16 protein-coding genes are annotated in these 17805 nt (G+C 72.8%); 4 read left to right on the forward strand and 12 right to left on the reverse strand.

Going from position 1 to position 17805, the window contains the following annotated elements; all coding sequences use genetic code 11:
• Positions 1-44 precede the first annotated feature (44 nt).
• The 4 genes from OG737_RS16645 to OG737_RS16660 form a co-directional block, all read right to left on the reverse strand.
• On the reverse strand, positions 45-527 hold the full coding sequence (locus OG737_RS16645) for a poly-gamma-glutamate biosynthesis protein PgsC/CapC (protein WP_328926942.1): 483 nt from the start codon (positions 525-527) through the stop codon (positions 45-47).
• Complete coding sequence (gene pgsB, locus OG737_RS16650) at positions 524-2098, reverse strand: poly-gamma-glutamate synthase PgsB (RefSeq protein ID WP_405921708.1); 1575 nt, start codon at positions 2096-2098, stop codon at positions 524-526. Before pgsB ends, OG737_RS16645 begins: the two co-directional genes overlap by 4 nt.
• Before the next feature lie 5 nt (positions 2099-2103).
• A complete protein-coding gene (locus OG737_RS16655; protein ID WP_328930364.1) occupies positions 2104-4338 on the reverse strand; it encodes a cache and HAMP domain-containing protein in 2235 nt (744 codons plus the stop codon).
• A gap of 124 nt (positions 4339-4462) precedes the next feature.
• Entirely contained in the window at positions 4463-5659 is a 1197-nt protein-coding gene (locus OG737_RS16660) for a CapA family protein (protein ID WP_405681383.1), read from the reverse strand.
• An 80-nt stretch (positions 5660-5739) separates the two neighbouring features.
• On the opposite strand from OG737_RS16660, the gene OG737_RS16665 reads away from it, so the two are divergent.
• Positions 5740-6774 (forward strand): hypothetical protein, encoded by a 1035-nt coding sequence (locus OG737_RS16665; protein WP_405679118.1) that lies wholly within the window; start codon positions 5740-5742, stop codon positions 6772-6774.
• Between the two features lie 63 nt (positions 6775-6837).
• Here OG737_RS16665 and OG737_RS16670 read toward each other — a convergent pair whose 3' ends face one another.
• Entirely contained in the window at positions 6838-8391 is a 1554-nt protein-coding gene (locus OG737_RS16670; RefSeq protein ID WP_405679116.1) for a M28 family metallopeptidase, read from the reverse strand.
• Positions 8392-8518: 127 nt separating this feature from the next.
• Positions 8519-9643, reverse strand: a complete 1125-nt coding sequence (locus OG737_RS16675; protein WP_328926947.1) for a DUF5937 family protein — start codon at positions 9641-9643, stop codon at positions 8519-8521.
• A gap of 51 nt (positions 9644-9694) precedes the next feature.
• On the opposite strand from OG737_RS16675, the gene OG737_RS16680 reads away from it, so the two are divergent.
• A complete protein-coding gene (locus tag OG737_RS16680) occupies positions 9695-9895 on the forward strand; it encodes a hypothetical protein (protein WP_328926948.1) in 201 nt (66 codons plus the stop codon).
• Here the strand turns inward: OG737_RS16680 and OG737_RS16685 are convergent.
• From OG737_RS16685 to OG737_RS16710, 6 genes are all read right to left on the reverse strand, one after another.
• Positions 9879-10616, reverse strand: a complete 738-nt coding sequence (locus tag OG737_RS16685) for a GntR family transcriptional regulator (RefSeq protein ID WP_328926949.1) — start codon at positions 10614-10616, stop codon at positions 9879-9881. The two genes, OG737_RS16680 and OG737_RS16685, sit on opposite strands and share 17 nt — an antisense overlap.
• An 89-nt stretch (positions 10617-10705) precedes the next feature.
• Positions 10706-11515, reverse strand: coding sequence for a type III pantothenate kinase (locus tag OG737_RS16690; RefSeq protein ID WP_328926950.1), 810 nt, complete (start codon positions 11513-11515; stop codon positions 10706-10708).
• Between the two features lie 3 nt (positions 11516-11518).
• On the reverse strand, positions 11519-12487 hold the full coding sequence (gene nadC / locus OG737_RS16695; RefSeq protein WP_328926951.1) for a carboxylating nicotinate-nucleotide diphosphorylase: 969 nt from the start codon (positions 12485-12487) through the stop codon (positions 11519-11521).
• Positions 12488-12489: 2 nt separating this feature from the next.
• Positions 12490-14238 (reverse strand): L-aspartate oxidase, encoded by a 1749-nt coding sequence (locus OG737_RS16700; protein ID WP_328926952.1) that lies wholly within the window; start codon positions 14236-14238, stop codon positions 12490-12492.
• On the reverse strand, positions 14235-15230 hold the full coding sequence (gene panC, locus OG737_RS16705) for a pantoate--beta-alanine ligase (RefSeq protein ID WP_328926953.1): 996 nt from the start codon (positions 15228-15230) through the stop codon (positions 14235-14237). Before panC ends, OG737_RS16700 begins: the two co-directional genes overlap by 4 nt.
• Complete coding sequence (locus tag OG737_RS16710) at positions 15227-16132, reverse strand: DUF2520 domain-containing protein (protein ID WP_328926954.1); 906 nt, start codon at positions 16130-16132, stop codon at positions 15227-15229. The genes panC and OG737_RS16710 overlap by 4 nt, the downstream gene beginning before the upstream one ends.
• A 98-nt stretch (positions 16133-16230) precedes the next feature.
• Here OG737_RS16710 and OG737_RS16715 point away from each other — a divergent pair, with 98 nt between their 5' ends.
• Both OG737_RS16715 and OG737_RS16720 read left to right on the forward strand, forming a co-directional pair.
• Positions 16231-17352 carry a beta-eliminating lyase-related protein gene (locus OG737_RS16715; protein ID WP_328926955.1) on the forward strand — a complete coding sequence of 374 codons (1122 nt, stop codon included), beginning with the start codon at positions 16231-16233 and terminating at the stop codon, positions 17350-17352.
• 175 nt (positions 17353-17527) lie between these two features.
• The gene (locus tag OG737_RS16720) at positions 17528-17713 is read left to right on the forward strand and encodes a DUF397 domain-containing protein (RefSeq protein WP_328926956.1); all 186 of its coding nucleotides are present in this window, start codon (positions 17528-17530) and stop codon (positions 17711-17713) included.
• The last annotated feature ends 92 nt before the right edge of the window (positions 17714-17805 follow it).

Genomic DNA, 17805 nt, shown 5'->3' on the forward strand with positions numbered 1-17805 from the left:
GGGGCTCCGGAGCGGTTGAGGACGGGCGCGGGACGGTTCGGGGGCTACGCGGCCGGCATGACGCCGAGCAGGATGCCGGCGGTCAGCACGACGTACGTCATGAGCGTGGCGCTGCCGGTGGCGAGCAGGGTGGCCCCCTTCGGCTGGCGGACCAGCTGGTAGCCGATCAGGCCCGGAACGATGAAGCCGAGGGTCTGGTTCGTGTAGAGGAGCGGGAACTCCATCTGGAGCACGATCACCACGGTGGCCTGGAGCAGGACGCCGAGGAGCACGACCGCCGCGAACAGCCGCTTGCCGTAGAGGATCACGAAGCGCTGCACGACGAGCGTCAGCACGTACGTCGCGACGGTCACGCCGACCACGAGGGCCGCTCGCTGGAGGTCCTCCAGGAGGGTCAGCGCCAGCCATCCGGGGGTGATCATTCCGCCGGGGGAGAGGTTGGTCGTGAGGTAGCAGACGAGCGAGAACAGCAGACCCAGGGCAATGCCGATCGCGGCGATCTCGGGGGTGAGGACGGCGGGGATCAACGGGTTTCTCCTGGCTTCTGCCATTGCCCCTGCGGGGGGTCCGGGTGGATCTGCGGCTGCTGCTGCGGCTGCTGTTGCTGCGGCCAGGCCGGTACGGGCGTGGCGGCGCGGATGCCGTACGGGTCGGGGGCGGGGACGTGCGGCGCGGCCGCCCCCGGCGCCTGCGCGGCCCGAGCGTGGGGGACGTGGCCGTACGGGACCTGGCCGCCCGGGGACTGCGCGTACGGGTCTGCGCCACCCGGGCCCCGCGCGTACGGGTCCGCGCCGTACGGAGCCTGCGCGTACGGGTCCCCGCCGTACGGGGCGTCCGCGTACGGGTCGAGGGGGCGGGCGAACTGCCCGGTCGGCTCCTCCGGCCATCCCGGGTCCCCGCCCCCGGCGTCGGCCGCCTCGTCCGGCGGCAGCTCCGCGAGGTGCTCCAGCAGCACCTCGCCCTGCCCGTGGATGTTGCCGATGGCGACGAGCGAGGAGCTGGGGCCGAGGTGCCCCAGCAGCTCCCGCATGAACTCCTCGCCGTCGCGGTGGTCGCCGCCCAGGTCGACGGCGCGGTCACGCCACTCGGCCGGGATCGCGTCGATGGCGCTCTTGGCCGGGTGGCCGATCACGAAGACCTTGTCCGGCCGCAGTTCGGGGATGATCGCGCCCATCTGGCCGTTGCGCTCGACCCGGTCGGGCCGGCAGTTGATCACCACGCTCAGGGGACGCTCCACCGCACCCAGGTCCAGCAGCTGGTTGATGTTCATCAGCGTCGACTCGGGGTCGTTCGCCGCGAAGACGTTGGCGAACCGCAGCCGCTTCCCGCCGGGGGCCAGGTACCGCTCGACCGAGAGCACACCCGGGTCCGGCGGGGCCTCGTACATCCCCCGCAGGGCGGTGTCCCGGTCGACGCCGAGGAGCTCGGCGACGGTGAGCGCGATGGCGACGTTCTCCTTGAAGGTGAACCAGCTGAAACCGCGCAGTTCGTCGTCGCTGACCGTGTCGGGGTCGGCGTACAGCAGTTGGCAGTCGCGGGCGTCGGCCTCCTCCTGGAGGACGTCGAAACGTTCCTTCTCGGCGGTGACGCAGATCCCGCCGTACGGCATCGAGCGGGACAGGGAGCGCGCGATGTCGTCGAGGGTCGGGCCCATCTCGGCGACGTGGTCCTCGCGGACGTTGCACAGGACGCCGATGGTCGACTGGATCAGCTTGGACTGGTTGATCTCCTGGAGCGCCGGCATGACCGCCATGCACTCCATGACGAGCGCGTCCGGACGGTAGGCGGCGGCCCGCCGCACGATGCCGATCTGCTCCACGACGTTGGCGATGCCGAACTTGCGGTAGACGGGCTCCTCGGTGGCGTCCGGGTGGATGAACCTAGCCGCCGTGCCGGTGGTCTTGGCGACCGTGGTCAGACCGCCGCCGCGCAGCGCCCCCGCGCACAGCCGGGTGATGGAGCTCTTGCCGCGGATGCCGTTGACCAGCACCCGGTTCGGTATCCGGTGCAGGCTGGCGAAGTGCCGCCGCTGCTCCACGATGCCCGCGACGAGCATGATCGCGCAGCAGACGAGCAGTACGCAGTAGAGGAAGAGCACGGGGATCAGTTCCTTCCGGCCGGTGCGGACGCGCGCCCGCCGGCCTGCTTGCGCTGCTGCTGGAGCTGCTGGCGGATGATCTCCAGGCTGCGCGTCACGGCACCCACCTCGTCGTGGTGGCGCGGGTAGAGCACCGTGCGCCGGTCGCCGTCGGCGAGGGCCTCGGCGCGCCGGGCGAGTTCGCGCAGCGGCGCCACCACGATGATCTGGAGCCAGCCCAGGCAGGCCGCGCCGACCGCGAAGCCGAGCAGGCCGGCGAGGACGGTGCGGTTCTGCAGGCTGTACTCGTGGATCGCGAGGCCCTTGGCGGACTGCCAGCTGACCACGGTCCAGTCCAGGGGCTTGGCGGCGCCGCCTCCCACGAACGGGGCGGCGGCCGCGATGACGTGGTCGCCGCCGCTGCGGTAGAGGATGCTGCCGGGCCGCGGGGACATGCCGACCTTGAGGGCGGAGCCCTCGACGAGGGCGTCGAGCCGCTCGTCGTCGAGCTTCTGGAAGGCGCGGTAGCCGCTGTTGGAGGCGATGATCCGGTGCTGGGAGTCGACCACCCGGATCTCTCCCAGACCGGGCCGCTTGAGCAGCGAGTTGACGAAGTCGATGCGGAACTCGCCGACGACCGCCGTGCCGCCTTGGCCGGGTATCGGGGCGGTGGCGACGACGACCGGCTCCTTGCCGCCGTCGTGGACGGCGATCGGCTCCTTGCGGGGCCCCTTGCCGTCGGCGGCCTGCGGTGTGCCGCCCGTCCGGGCGAGGACGCTGCCGGCGCCGTCCATCACGTAAAGGGACGCGTAGCGCAGGTGTTCGCGGGCGGTGTGTTCCAGGACGCTGGTCATGTGCTGCGGGCTCGTGTCCTCGCCCATCAGCGAGGCGACGGACAGCAGGTCGGCCTGGCCCTCGTTGAGGGCGCGCCGGATCCGGTCGTTGAGGGTGTCGGTGCGCTCCCGCTGGTCGCTGACGAGCTGCTGCGGTACGACGACGTCCTCGCCGGCCCGGTTGACCAGCAGGCCCAGCGGCACGCACCAGGCCAGGAGCAGGACCCCGCACAGGGCGAGGAGCACGCGGGCGCCCGTGCGGCGCTTCCGCCTGCCGCGGGGGACGTGCGCCGGGTCCGCGTCGCTGCGCAGCTGGCCGCGCAAGCGCTCCAGGGCGGTCCCGATCCGGGCCGCCTCGGCCCCGCGGGGGAGGGACACCGGGCGGGTCAGGTCGCCGCGGGTCAGCCGTCGGCTCTCCAGGAACAAGGTGATCAGCGGGCGCTGCACGGTGCCGACGAGCAGGGCGACGACCAGGGCGCCGACCAGCAGCAGGGCGCCGGCCAGGACCAGCCCGGCGAAGGCGTCGGACGTGCGCGCGGGGTTCTGCGCGACGTTGACCATGGCGACGACCGTCAGCTCCAGGCTGGTGGCGGTGGTGCCGACGCCCGGTTCGGGGCCGGCGAGGCGCGCGTAGCCCGCGGCGGCGCGTTCACCGCCCCATTCGCCTCCCATCAGGCTGCCGCTGACCCCGAGGAAGCCGCCGGAGCCGGGCTCCTTCACGGTCAGGGGGTTGGCCTTGGTCCGTTTGGCCGCGGTCTTGGCGAAGGAGGCGAGCTGCTTGGTGTCGCGTTTGACGTCGGCGCGCTGGAGGTCGGTGAGGACCATTTCGGGCTCGGGGATGCCGTCGTTGCTGAGCACCGTGCCGTCGGGTCCGACGACGGCGATGGACCGGAAGTTGCCAAGGCTGATGCCGGGGAAGCGCAGGCTGCTGGAGGCGACCAGCAACTGCTGGGGCTGGTCCTTCCAGGACAGCAGGGAGAGGGTGAGCAGCCGGGTCTCGCCGTTGGCCAGCTTGACCATGCGGGGGGCCAGGCCGCCTTCGCCGGAGAGCCGGGTGCGGTCGATCGCGGTCAGGGGGAGGTTCTCGCCGCGGGCGGCCAGCAGCCGGCCCGAGCCGATCTCGACGACCGCGGCGCCGCGCCACTTCTGGTAGACGCTGCCGATCTTGTCGAGCACGGCGTCGGGGGCGACGGGCTTCCCGGTGGAGAGCAGGGCCGCGGCCCGGTCGAGGTCGGTGACGCTCTCGTCCAGCGAGGCGCGCAGGGCGATCGCGCCGTCCTCGGCGAAGTGCTGCTGGGAGGTGAGCACGGCCGCGGGCAGCCGGTCCTCGCGGACGCTGCCCAGGCTCAGCGCGGTGAACCCCGCCAGGGCGAGCAGCAGCACCGACAGCACGGTGATCGGCGGTCTGATGCCGCCGAGCAGTGACATGTCGGCCCTGCGGCCGGCCTTGCGCCGCCGCTTGTTGCGGGATGCGGCCACGGAGCGGGGTCCTTCCTGGGCTGGGCGGGAGAGCGGGAGGTCGTACGTACGGGGGCCGGCGTGCGGGGTGGGGTCACCCGGGCAGTCCCCGAAGGGGTCGCAGTCCGTCCTTGCCGGCGCCGCGGTTGAGCATGGTGCCCTGGGTGCGCTCGAAGGCCAGGCGGTAGCGGGCGCGCTGCTCCGGCAGGAGGCTCTTGTCGTTCTGGAGGGCCTCCACGACATCGACCAGGCGGTGGTCGCGTACCGGCTGGGTGTTCGTGCCGGGCAGGTCCGCCCCCGGGGTGCTCTCGGGGTCCGGCGGGATGTCGGTGAAGGTGGGCACGAAGCGGGCCTGGACGTCCCACTTGCCGTTCTTCTCGCTGAACTCGAACCAGCCGATGGCGCCCTCCTCGGTCAGACCGCTGGGCACGTCGTGGCGGGCGAGCTGGTTGCCGAGGCCGTAGGCGACCCACGTGCCGTCGACCTTCTCCATCGGCTGCACGACGTGGGCGTGGTGGCCGATGACCAGGTTGATCCCGGTCTCCTTGGCGATCCGGCGGGCCAGTTCCAGCTGCGGGTTGCTCGGGTTCGGCTGGTGCTCGCGGCCCCAGTGGATGGAGAGGATCACCACCTCGGCGCCGGCGGCGCGGGCCTTCTTCTCGGCGGCGGCGATGGCCTTGAAGCTGATGAGGTTGGCCAGCCAGGGCTTGTCCTTGGGGACCTCGCGCCCGTTGAAGCCGAAGGCGAAGGAGATCTGGGCGACCTTGACGCCCTTGACGTCCAGGATCAGGGGTTTGTCGCTCTCCTCCTCGGTCCGGGCGGATCCGGTGTGCTTGAGGCCCTCCCGGTCCAGGGTGTCCAGGGTGCGGAAGACGCCCTCCGGGCCGTGGTCGAGGGTGTGGTTCGAGGCCGTCGAGCAGGTGTCGTACCCGACGTTCTTGATCGTCTTGGCGATCTGCGGCGGGACGAGGAAGTCGGGGTAGGTCTGGAAGGGGCCGTTCGGCTGGCCCAGGACCGGCTCCATGTGGCAGATGCCGAGATCGGCCTTGCTGATGACCGGCTTGACCCCCGCCATGATCCGGTCGAAGTCGTACCCCGTGTGCCCGGCCGCCTTGGCGTCCCGGGCGGCCTGGTCGGTCAGCTGGGGGTGGATGAGGATGTCGCCCGCGGCGGCGACGGTGAAGGACCGGCCCGTGCTCCTGGCGCCCGCGCCCGCCGCATCGCCCGCAGCCGGCCCCGGCTTCTCCTGCGCTCCGCCGAGGAGGCCGCACCCCGCGAGCGAGAGGCTCAGCGGGAGGATGAAGAGCGCGGCGCGGCTGAGGGTGGAGCCCGGGCGGGCAGGGGCGATTTTCACTCAGCTATTTTCAGCCAGTGAAGACTGTGAAGTTCACAAAGGACATAACGATTGGTGCGATCGTCTGCGGCGTGATCATGGCGCTGGTGGCCTACGCCACTTTCGATTCCGCCAATTCGGTCGAAAAGGGAACCGCGCCCGCTGCGCCGCCTGTGGCGGAGGACATAGACCTGCTCGGCCGGGTCACCCGATTCTCCGCGGAATTCGGCACGACGGGCGGCTATCGCGCGCCCACGGAGGCCGAGAAGGCGATCATTGTCGAGGGTGTTTCCGCCCTTTTCGAGGGGAATGTAGATGCGGCGCGCTCCCGGCTGGCCGAGGTGGACTACAAGCTCGACACCTTCACCGACACGGCCGGCGGACGCCGCTTCGCGGAGGTCTCCGACGGGGCGGGCCGGTCGGGTTCGGCCACCCGGGGCTGGGGCCGTGTCTACGTCGACCTCGACGGGCCCCCGCGCTGGTCGGTCCAGGTCCCGCACCCCGTCGCCGACCAGGGCACCGAGCGGCTCGGGGTCAGGGTGCTGCGCGGCGCCCCCGGCGGGGTCATGGTCATGGCGGGGGCCCACCGTACGGCGGGGACCGGCGCGGGCTCCGGGGCGGGCGCAACCGGTGACGAGGCGGACGACGGGGGCGAGGGGGGCGAGGGGGCGCCGGCCGACATGGCGCACCGCACCGACTCGGTCTTCCACGCCGTGATCGCGGAACTCGCCCGGCGCGGCCTGCCGGGCATCCAGCTGCACGGTTTCGCCGACAGCTCCGTCCCCGGCACCGACTCGGTCGTCTCCACCGGCGCGGGGAGCCGGGCGGTCGACGACGCCGAGCAGCTCGCCGAGAAGCTGGACGGGCAGGGCTTCGACGTGTGCCGGGCGTGGTCCGCCACCTGCAAGCTGTCGGGCCGGACCAACGAGCAGGGCCGGCTCGCCGCCGAGCACGGGACCCGCTTCCTGCACGTGGAACTGAGCAGGACCACCCGCTCCGGCTCCCGTCGGCTGGACAAGGCCGCCGAGGCGATCGCGTACGTCACCACGGGCTGGTCGCGGGGCGCCCCGTAGGAGACGGCGAAGGGGCCGGCACCCCGCGTGCGGGATGCCGGCCCTTCGGCCGCCTGGGTGTGACTACTGCCGGACCTCGTCGTGGCCCGTGTGCAGGCCACCGCCGCTGCCGCCGCCGCCGGGCGTCGGTGCGGAGACGACCGGCTTCGAGAGCGGGGCCAGGTCGAAGGCGTAGTGGCCGACCGCGTCCGCGATGACGTCGACGTTGATGTCGAGCGCCTTCTGGTCGATGTTCGTGATGTCGTCACCCTTGGCGTGGTAGTTCACGTCGTAGGCGACGCCGGCCTGCCCGCCGAACTTCGCGGCTTCCTCCGGCGTCTTGATGCCCTCGGCGCCCGTGAACGTACCGCCCGACGGGATGCCGACCTCGATGAACGGGCCGTAGTCCGAGCGGCCGGAGAAGTCCGTGCCGGCGTGCGGGATCTTCTTGGAGTCGAGGAAGTCGTTGATCCCCTTCTCCAGCTGGGCGGAGCCCTCCGGGCCGGGGCCCGCGCCCACCCCGTCCGAGTCGTCGCCGTCGTACACGAAGTACGCGGAGTTCGGCGAGGCGATCATGTCGAAGTTCAGGTAGAGCTTGATCTGCTTCTTCTGCGCGTCCGTCAGTCCCGCGACGTACGCCTCGGAGCCGAGCAGGCCGTACTCCTCCGCCGACCACCAGGCGAACTTGACCTTGTTCTTGATCTTCGTCTGGCTGCTCGCGAGGCGCTGCGCGACCTGGAGGATGCCGGCCGAACCGGAGCCGTTGTCGTTGATGCCCGGGCCCGCCGCGACCGAGTCGAGGTGCGCTCCGAGGAAGACGGTGTTGTCCGCGTCCCCTCCGCGGGTCTCCGCGACGACGTTGTACGTCTTGCGGTTCTCGCGGAACTGGCGGATGTCGAGGGTGACCTCGACCGGGCCGGCCGCGGCGTCGGCGGCGAGCTTCTCGCCGTCCGCCTGGGTGATGCCGCCGGTCGGGACCTTGCCCGCGTTCGCGTCGCCGAGGGTGCCGTTCAGGGCGCCCGCGGTGTTGTTGTAGATGACCGCGCCGACCGCGCCGGCCGCCGCCGCGTTGGCCTGCTTGGTGGCGAAGGTGCAGCCGCCGCGCTTGACCAGGGCGATCTTGCCGGTGAAGGCGCCGGCGGCGAAGTCGCCGGGCTCGCAGCCGTTCGTACCGTCCGCGTCGACCGGCGCGACGGCGACCTGGGCGGTCACGCCCCCCTCGGGGGTGCTCGCCGTGTACGTCATCAGGTGGATCGGGACGTCGTGCGCGTTCGAGCCGTTCACCGTCATCTTCTCGGCGACGGTCTCGACGTAGACGAAGTCGAACTCGTTCCTCGTGACCTGGTAGCCGGCCGCCTTCATCACGGCCTCGACGTACTTGGCGGACTGCTCGTGGCCTTTGGAACCGGCCACGCGCGTGCCGTTGTTGTAGTCGGCGATCGACTGGAAGACCTTCAGGTGGTTGTAGGCGCCCTTGCCGGTCGCGTCCTTGACCAGCTTCCTGGCCAGCGCGTCACCACGCGCGGCGTCGCTCTGCGGGCTTCCGGTGGCACCGGCGGGCCCGGCGAGGAGCAGCGGGGAGACGAGGGCCGCGGCTGCCAGGGCGGCGGTTGCTGCGGCTATACGGCGAGAGGGCATGTAGGTCCTTTCACGGCAAAGTGCGAGCAGGCGGAACGGTGGACGCACGTTAAGCAGCGAGGAGCCACTCTGGCCAGAGTTTTAACTGATTCCGGTTCAGCAATTCCGCATATCGGCGAGCTTGCGTCTAACGGAGGATGCCCTCGATGAAGTCCGAACCGATGCGGGCGACCGCGGGCAGATCCAACTGATGCTGGGCATAACGCCCTTGACGCCGCGTATGGATCAGGCCGGCCTTTTTCAGTACGGCCAGATGCCGTGACACCTCCGGCGCGGTGATGCCGTACACGGTCGCCAGCTCGCTCGTCGTGTACGGGGCCCTGGCCAGACTCCGGCACAGCATCATCCGCATGGGATGGGCCAGCGCCTCCATCCGCCGCTGGAGCAGCTCCACCGATCCGGGCGAGGCCGCCAGTTCGGGGGTGCCGAGGGGATAGTGGACCACCGGCCGCCAGCCCGGCGCGTGCAGCACCAGCAGGTGCGGCCAGCCGAAGTTGGTCGGTATGAAGACCAGGCCGGGGCCCACGCGGGGGTCTGTGGCGGTGGTCGAGCCGTCGACCATCTTGTCGGCGGTGATGGTGGTGCGGGCCTCGTCGACGCCGAGCGCGCCCGAGACCTCCTTCAGCGCGGCCGGCAGCCCCTTGCGGCGCAGCAGCTCGGTCTTGTGCCGGGCGTCGGCGCTCTGCCCGGGCTCGACGCGCTTCCAGGTCTCGGCGAAGAACGCCTCGTCGCAGTCCTCCAGGAGCCGCCGCATCCACACCCGGACGGCGGCGGTGTCGTCCAGCAGGCGCAGCGAGAAGTTCAGCTGGCGGGGGCCGCGGGCGGCGGCCGTCTCCAGCGCCCTGGCCCGCGCCCCCGGGTCCGTGAGCGGGGAGGGCCAGCCGCCCTCGTTGTACAGGGCCAGCCAGCAGTGCTCCAGGGCGGCCATCACGAACCGCTCGTCGTCCAGCCGGTCGAGTACGTCGAGCTCCTCGGCCAGCGTCGCGGCGGGCAGCCCGGTCCCGCCGGGGATTCCGGCGAAGGGCATGAAGATGTCGGCGAAGGAGCTCCGCCACATGAAGTCGCCCTCCAGCAGCCGGTCCGCGAGGCACGGGTCGAGGGCGGCGGCGGTGGCGGTGGTCCAGGAACTGAGCGCGGGGTGGTGGGCGGGCTGGGAGAGCGCGTGCAGGGCCATGCAGAGCTCCGCGAGCGGCGAGGGGGAGAAGGAGATCCGCTCGGCGGGGAGCCCGGCGATGTCGATGGTGACGCTCATCCGCCCATTCTGGGGGGTGCACCCCGGCAGCCCCGGGGTGAGGGTGGACATATGACCGCAATCGAGCAATACCTCATCGACACCTACCGGGCGTCCCAGCACGGCGACCCGATGCCCCCGCCGCCGGGGCGGGACGATCTCGCCGTGGCCCGCGGGGCCCGGTCGTACGAGCAGTTCCGGGCGGTACTGGACGGACGCCCGGGCAATCACCCCTGGTGGGCGGCCCTGCGCAGGCTCACGGCCCGAACGTGATCTCGTACGCGACCTCCGCGCGCCGGTCCGCGACCATGATGTCGGCCGTCTCCACCGGGCGGCCGTCCGCCGCGTAGTGCGTCCGCTCGATCTCGGTGATCAGGTCGCCGACGCTGATGCCGAGCAGATCGGCACGCGCCTGGTCCGCGCGCGCCGGCCGCGGGATCTCCGTCGCCGAGACGACCGTCACCCCGATCGCCCGCATCCGCTCGATCACCCCGGCTCCCTTCAGCGGCCCGTTCTCCGGCAGCACGACCGGCGTGCGGTCCGTGACCGCCATCGGCTCCCACGACTCGCAGGTCTCCACCGGCCGCCCCTGGGACAGGAACGCGTACGAGGTGACCACGCACGGGTCGCCCGGGGCGATGGCGAGGCGCGCCGCGATCCGCTCCGGCGCCGGGGTGCGGGGCCTGGACCGCGACTGCCACGTACCGCCGCCGTTGTCGCGGCCGCCCGGGCCGCTCAGCCGCCGCAGCCGGGAGCGCGGGATCCGCATCCGTCGGCGCGGGCCCCGGACGTAGGTGCCGGAACCGGCCCGGCCTTCGAGGAAGCCCTCGATGATCAGGAGCTCCATCGCCCGCTGCGCGACGCTCTGCCCGACCGCGTACTCCTCGGCGAACCGGGCCCGCGACGGCAGCCTGGCTCCGGCCGGCCATTCCCCGGCCCTGATCCGCTCCCGGAGCGCGTCGGCAATCTGCAAGTACGCAGTGTCACGAGGCATTTGGACAAGTTAACACCGCGCACATGCGCGTGCCCCCGGCTTCCGCACCCGCGATCGGGGGGAGCCGGGGGCACGCATCTGCCGCCCCGCTACTCGAAGTTGGGCGCGTTGCGCTCGTAGACCAGCCGCAGCCCGATCAGCGTCAGCCACGGCTCGTGGTCGTCGATCACCGAGGACTCGCCGAGCACGATCGGCGCCAGCCCGCCGGTGGCGATGACGCGGACGTCGTCCGGGTCGCCGTTCGGGCCCGCCAGCTCCTTGGCCATCCGGGTGACGATCCCGTCGACCTGCCCCGCGAAGCCGTACACCACGCCCGACTGCATCGCCTCGACCGTGGACTTGCCGACCACGTTGCGCGGCCGGGCCAGTTCGATCTTGCGGAGCTGGGCGCCGCGGATTCCCAGAGCCTCCATCGAGATCTCGATGCCCGGGGAGATCACCCCGCCCACGTACTCGCCCTTCGCGGACACCGCGTCGAAGGTGGTCGCCGTACCGAGGTCGACCACGATCGCAGGGCCCCCGTAGAGCTCGACCACCGCGACCGCGTTGACGATGCGGTCCGCGCCGACCTCCTTCGGGTTGTCCATGAGGATCGGCACGCCCGTCTTGGTGCCGGGCTCCACGATCACCGCCGGCACGTCGCCGTAGTAGCGGCGGGTGACCTCGCGGAGCTCGTGCAGGACCGCCGGCACCGTCGAGCAGATCGCGATGCCGTGGATGCCGTCGCCCAGCTCGCTGCCGAGCATCGGGTGCATGCCCATCAGACCCTGCATGAGCACGGCCAGCTCGTCGGCCGTGCGCCGCGGGTCGGTCGAGATGCGCCAGTGCTCGACGATCTCGTCACCGTCGAACAGGCCCAGGACCGTGTGGGTGTTGCCGACGTCGATGGTGAGGAGCACGGGTTACACCGCCTCGCGCAGATCGAGGCCGATGTCCAGGATCGGCGAGGAGTGGGTCAGCCCGCCGACGGCCAGGTAGTCCACGCCGGTCTCCGCGTACGCCCGGGCGGTGTCCAGGGTCAGGCGGCCCGAGGACTCCAGCACCGCGCGGCCGGCCACCAGCGCCACGGCCTCGGCGGTCTGCGCGACCGTGAAGTTGTCCAGCAGGATCAGGTCGGCGCCCGCTTCCAGGACCTCGCCGATCTGCTCCAGGGTGTCGACCTCGACCTCGATCGGGACCTCCGGGAAGGCCTCCCGGACGGCCTTGAAGGCCTGCGCGACCCCGCCGGCCGCCACCACGTGGTTGTCCTTGACCAGCGCCGCGTCGGACAGCGACATGCGATGGTTGACGCCGCCGCCGCAGCGCACCGCGTACTTCTCCAGCGCGCGCAGGCCCGGCGTGGTCTTGCGGGTGTCGCGGACCTTCGCCCCGGTGCCCTCCAGCACGTCCGCCCAGCGGCGGGTGGCCGTCGCGATGCCCGACAGCCGGCACATGATGTTCAGCGCGCTGCGCTCCGCCGTGAGCAGGTCGCGGGTGCGCGAGCGTACGGACAGCAGCAGCTGCCCGGCCGTGACCTGGTCGCCGTCCTCCGCGTGCCGCTCCACCTCGAAGGCCTCCGTGCAGACCACGGAGAACACGGCCTCGGCGATGCGCAGACCGGACACGACGCCGTCCTCGCGCGCGACGAAGTCGGCCACCGCCTCGGCGTCCTCGGGCACCGTGGCGACGGTGGTGACGTCGACGCCGCCGTCCAGGTCCTCGGAGAGCGCCATGTGCGCGATGTCCTCGACCTCGATGGGGTCCAGGCCCGCGTCCGCGAGCAGCTGGGCCAGCGCCGGGTCGAGGCCGCTCTCCTCGCCGTCACCGCAGGCGCAGTCGTCGCCGCAGCCGCCGTCGTTCTGGTCGATCAGGGGAAGTTCGGGGGTGCTCACGGTCACTGCTCCAGGCTCTGGGTACTCAGGGGGACGTGCACGGACGGGAAGTCCGCGGAGTCGGTGGGGACGACGACCAGGGCGCGCTTCTCGGTCGCCGAGAGCCGGACGACGAGGTGGCGGCGCCAGACGGCGTCGTCCCGGTCCGGATGGTCCTCGCGCCAGTGGCAGCCGCGGGTCTCCACGCGCCGCTGCGCGGCCGCGACCAGCACCCGGGCCACGCACAGCAGGTTCGTGGCCTCCCAGGTGTCCACCCCCGGTTCGGCGGTCTTGCCGTGCGCTTCGAGGTTGTTCAGGGCGGTCGCGTACAGGCCTTCGAGGGCCTCGGCGGCCGTACGCAGCGACTCGGCCGAGCGCAGCACGCCCGCGCCGTCCGTCATGATCCGCTGGACCTCGTACCGCGCCTCGGCGGGCTGCAGCGGGCCGGTCGCGGGAACGGGTATGCCCGGGCCGTTGCCGGTGCGCGCCTGCGCGGTGATGTCGTCGGCGATCCGCTCGGCGAACACCAGGCCCTCCAGCAGGGAGTTGGAGGCCAGCCGGTTCGCGCCGTGCACACCGGTGCAGGCGACCTCGCCGCACGCGTACAGGCCGGGGACGGTGGTGCGCCCGTGCAGGTCGGTCCGTACGCCGCCGGACGCGTAGTGCGCGGCGGGCGCGACCGGGATCGGCTCGGTCACCGGGTCGATGCCGTGCGCGCGGCAGGCGGCGAGGATCGTCGGGAAGCGCTGCTCCCACATCTCGGCGCCGAAGTGCCGGGCGTCCAGGAACATGTGCCCCGCACCCTGCTCCTGCATGCGGCGGGTGATGCCCTTGGCGACGATGTCGCGCGGCGCGAGCTCGGCGAGCTCGTGCTGCCCGACCATGAACCGGACGCCGTCCGCGTCGACGAGGTACGCGCCCTCGCCGCGCACCGCCTCCGACACCAGGGGCTGCTGCCCCTCGGCGTCCGGGCCGAGGAACAGCACCGTCGGGTGGAACTGGACGAATTCCAGGTCGGAGACCTCGGCCCCGGCGCGCAGCGCGAGCGCCACCCCGTCGCCCGTCGACACCGACGGGTTGGTGGTCGCCGAGAAGACCTGGCCCATGCCGCCGGTCGCCAGGATCACGGCGGGCGCATGGACGGCGCCGACGCCGTCGTGCTGGCCCTCGCCCATGACGTGCAGCGTGACACCGGCCGTACGCCCCTGCGCGTCCTGCAGCAGGTCCAGTACGAGCGCGTTCTCCACGGTCTCGATGCCCGCGGCCTGCACGGCCTCGACCAGGGCCCGGGAGATCTCGGCGCCGGTGGCGTCGCCGCCCGCGTGCGCGATCCGGCGCCGGTGGTGGCCGCCCTCGCGGGTCAGCTCTATCTCCCCGGTCTCCGCGGAGGTGTCGAAGACGGCGCCGGCGGCCATCAGCCGCCGGACCGCGTCCGGGCCTTCGGTGACGAGCAGCCGCACGGCCTCCTCGTCGCACAGGCCGGCGCCCGCGACCAGGGTGTCTTCCAGGTGCTGCTCGGGGGTGTCGCCCTCGCCGAGGGCCGCGGCGATCCCGCCCTGGGCCCAGCGGGTGGAGCCGTCGTCGAGCCGTGCCTTGGTGACCACGACCGTGCGGCGGCCCGCGCCGGCGCAGCGCAGCGCGGCGGTCAGCCCCGCGACGCCGGAGCCGACGACCACGACATCGGCGTCGACCGACCAGCCGGGGGCCGGTGCGTGCAGCCGTATGCCGGTGCCTGCGCCGCCCGACTGGATGTCTCTGCCTGGGGTGCTCACGAATGTGCTCCGAATTCCAGTGGGATGTTGTCGATCAGCCGGGTCGTGCCCACCTTCGCGGCGACGGCCAGGACGGCCTGCCCCGTGAATCCGGGGCCGGCCTCGGTGAAGTCCAGCGGGTCCACCAGCGCCACGTAGTCCAGCTCGAGCGGCGGCTCGTGCCGGCCCGCCTCCTCCAGGATGTGGTGCGCGGCGGCCCGTACGGCGTCCGGCAGCCCGCAGCCCGCGACCGACACGGCGTGCGCGTCCGCGGAGGCGCGGATCTCGCCGAGCTTCGCCAGCGCGCTGGCGCGCTCGTCGCTGGCCGGGTAGGCCTCGGCGCGGGCCTGCAGCGCCGCCTGCGCGGCGAGCCGGTCGCGCCCGGCGAACAGGGCGCGGGACAGGGTCAGGGCGGTGCGCCGCTCGGCGGGGGAGAGGTAGCGGTTGCGGGACGACAGCGCGAGCCCGTCCTCCTCGCGGACGGTCGGTACGCCGACCACCTCGACGGGGAAGTTCAGGTCGGTCACCATGCGCCGGATCAGGGCCAGTTGCTGCGCGTCCTTCTGGCCGAAGAGGGCCAGGTCGGGGCGGGTGAGGTGGAGCAGCTTGGCGACGACGGTCAGCACTCCGTCGAAGTGGCCGGGACGGGTGGCCCCTTCGAGGCGCTCACCCATGGGTCCGGCGCTGATCCGCACCTGCGGGTCGCCGCCCGGGTAGACCTCCTCGACGGCAGGCGCGAACACCGCGTCGGCGCCCGCCTCTTCGGCGATCCGCCGGTCGGCGTCGAGGGTGCGGGGATAGCGGTCGAGGTCCTCGTTCGCCCCGAACTGCAGGGGATTGACGAAGACGGTGACGACGACCTGGCCGCCCCGGCCGGCCTGTTCGCGGGCGGCGCGGATGAGGGTGGCGTGCCCCTCGTGCAGGGCGCCCATGGTCATCACCACCGCCCGGCGGCCGGCGCGCGCGAGCCCGTGGAGCTCCTCGGCGGTGTGCAGCAGCAGGGGTTCGCTCATCGGGCGTCGCCGTCCTTGTCCGCGAGGACGCCGAGCAGGTCCTCGGCGAGCTCGGGCTTGAGCAGACCGTGCGCGAGGGCCCGGTCGGCGGTGGTCCGGGCCATGGCCAGGTATCCGGCGACCGCGGCGGGCGCGTGCTTGCGCAGCTCCGAGACGTGCGCGGCGACCGTGCCGGCGTCGCCGCGGGCCACCGGGCCGGTCAGGGCGGCGTCACCGGAGCGCAGCGCGTTGTCGAGGGCGGCGCCGAGCAGCGGGCCGAGCATCCGGTCGGGGTGCTCGACCCCGGCCGTGCGCAGCAGCTCCATCGACTGGGCGACCAGGGTGACCAGGTGGTTCGCGCCGAGGGCGAGGGCCGCGTGGTAGAGCGGACGGCTGTCCTCCGCGATCCACTCGGGCTCCCCGCCCATCTCGATGACCAGGGCCTCGGCGGCGAGCCGCAGTTCCTCGGGGGCGGTGACGCCGAAGGAGCAGCCGGCCAGGCGCTGCACGTCGACCTCGGTGCCGGTGAAGGTCATCGCGGGGTGCAGGGCCAGCGGCAGCGCGCCCGCGCGGCGCGCCGGGTCGAGCACGGAGGTCCCGTACCGCCCGGAGGTGTGTACGAGGAGCTGCCCGGGCCGGATCGCACCGGTTTCGGCGAGGCCCTCGACGAGGGACGGCAGCGCGTCGTCCGGCACGGTGAGCAGGACCAGGTCGGCGAGCTCGAACACCTGCGCGGGCGGAACGAGGGGCACGTCGGGCAGCATTCGTGCGGCGCGGCGCACGGACGCGTCGGAGACGCCGGATACGGCGACGGGCCGGTGCCCGGCCTGCTGGAGCGCGCGGGCCAGCGCCGGGCCGACCCGGCCGGCTCCGACGACGCCGACCGCCAGCCGGGCAGGGCGTGGCTGCTGTGTTGGGTTCACGCGGGAAGGGCCTTCCGTTCCAGTCCGCGGGGGGTACCGGACGATACGCCGCCATGCTAGCTCCTGGGCCCTTTGGCCGGTCGGCGATGATTCGGGCCATGGACGAGGACACCGAGCGCGAGAAGCGGCAGGTTGCGGCCTGGCGGGCGGCGGAGCGGAAACTCTCCCGCTGCCTGCGCGAGCCGACGGTGGCGGAGCTGCTGGCGCAGCTCGCCGAAGCCCCGTACGACATGGACCAGCCGGCCGACGTGTACGGGGACGGGGTCGTCGACGCGCTGGAACGGCGGGTCGCGGAGCTGCTGGGCACCGAGGACGCGGCGTTCTTCCCGACCGGGACGATGGCGCAGCAGGTGGCCCTGCGGTGCTGGGCCGGGCGGACCGGGAACCCGGTGGTGGCGCTGCACCCGATGAGTCATCCGGAGCGGTGGGAGGGGGAGGCGCTCTCGACCGTGTCCGGGCTGCGGGTGGCGCACCCGACGGCGGAGGCCCGCCAGCCGTCGGCGGCGGAGGTCGCGGACCTCGCGGAGCCGTTCGGCACCCTGATGCTGGAGCTGCCGCTGCGGGACGCGGGCTTCCTGCTCCCGACCTGGGAGGAGCTGGAGGCGCTGGTCGACGCGGCCCGGGAGCGGGAGGCGGTGGTGCACTTCGACGGGGCCCGGCTGTGGGAGTCCACGGTGCACTTCGGGCGCCCGCTGACGGAGATCGCGGGTCTGGCGGATTCCGTCTACGTCTCGTTCTACAAGTCGCTCGGCGGGCTGAGCGGGGCGGCGCTGGCCGGGCCGCGGGACTTCGTGGAGGAGACCAGGGTCTGGCGGCACCGGTACGGGGGCCAGGTCTTCCGGCAGTTCCCGCAGGCCCTGGCCGCGCTGGCCGGGCTGGAGCGGGAGCTCGTGCGCCTGCCGTCGTACGTCGCGCAGGCGCGGATGGTGGCGGGCGCGCTGGGGCCGGCGTTCGCCGCGTCCGGGATCCCGTGGTTCCGGATCAACCCGGGGTGTCCGCACACGCACCAGTTCCAGGTGTGGCTGCCGTACGAGGCGGACCGGCTGGCGCAGGCGGGTCTGCGCCAGGCGGAGGAGACGGGGCGGGTCCTGTTCCGCACCTGGTCCCGGGCCGCCGTACCGGGCCTCTCCCTGACGGAGGTGGAGGTCACGGCCCCGGGCCTCGCCTGGACCCCGGCGGACGTGGCGTCGGCGGTAGCGGAGTTCGCGGCGCGCCTGTAGGGACCCGGCCGCGCCGGCCCCTGCCGGGGGCCCGGCGGGTCCGTGCGGCGGCACCCCGGACCCCGGGAGGCAGTGGTGCGAAACTCCGAATTACCGGGAAGTCAGCGGTTCCGGCCGGTCACGGCGATACCGTCCCTCCGTGGAATGACACGCGACCGTGCCCGGAGGAGACACCATGACCGCTCAGCCCACGTGGCAGAAGTCCTCGTTCTGCGGTGAGGGGGACGCCTGCGTCTACGTGTCCGCCGCGCCCGGCACCCTGGTGCGCGTCGCTGACCACGCCGACCCCGCGCACCTCGTGCTCGCCACGACCCAGGCCGCCTGGGCCGAATTCCTCCGCGCGGTCAAGGAGACCGGCTGAGGGATCCGCCGCGCCGACCCCGTTCACCCTCAGGGGTTTTTGTCCGATTAGCGCGTATCTTCAGCCTATGCCCACGCCCTACGGATCCCGCG

This window comes from Streptomyces sp. NBC_00122, assembly GCF_045160845.1.
Lineage (GTDB): Bacteria > Actinomycetota > Actinomycetes > Streptomycetales > Streptomycetaceae > Streptomyces.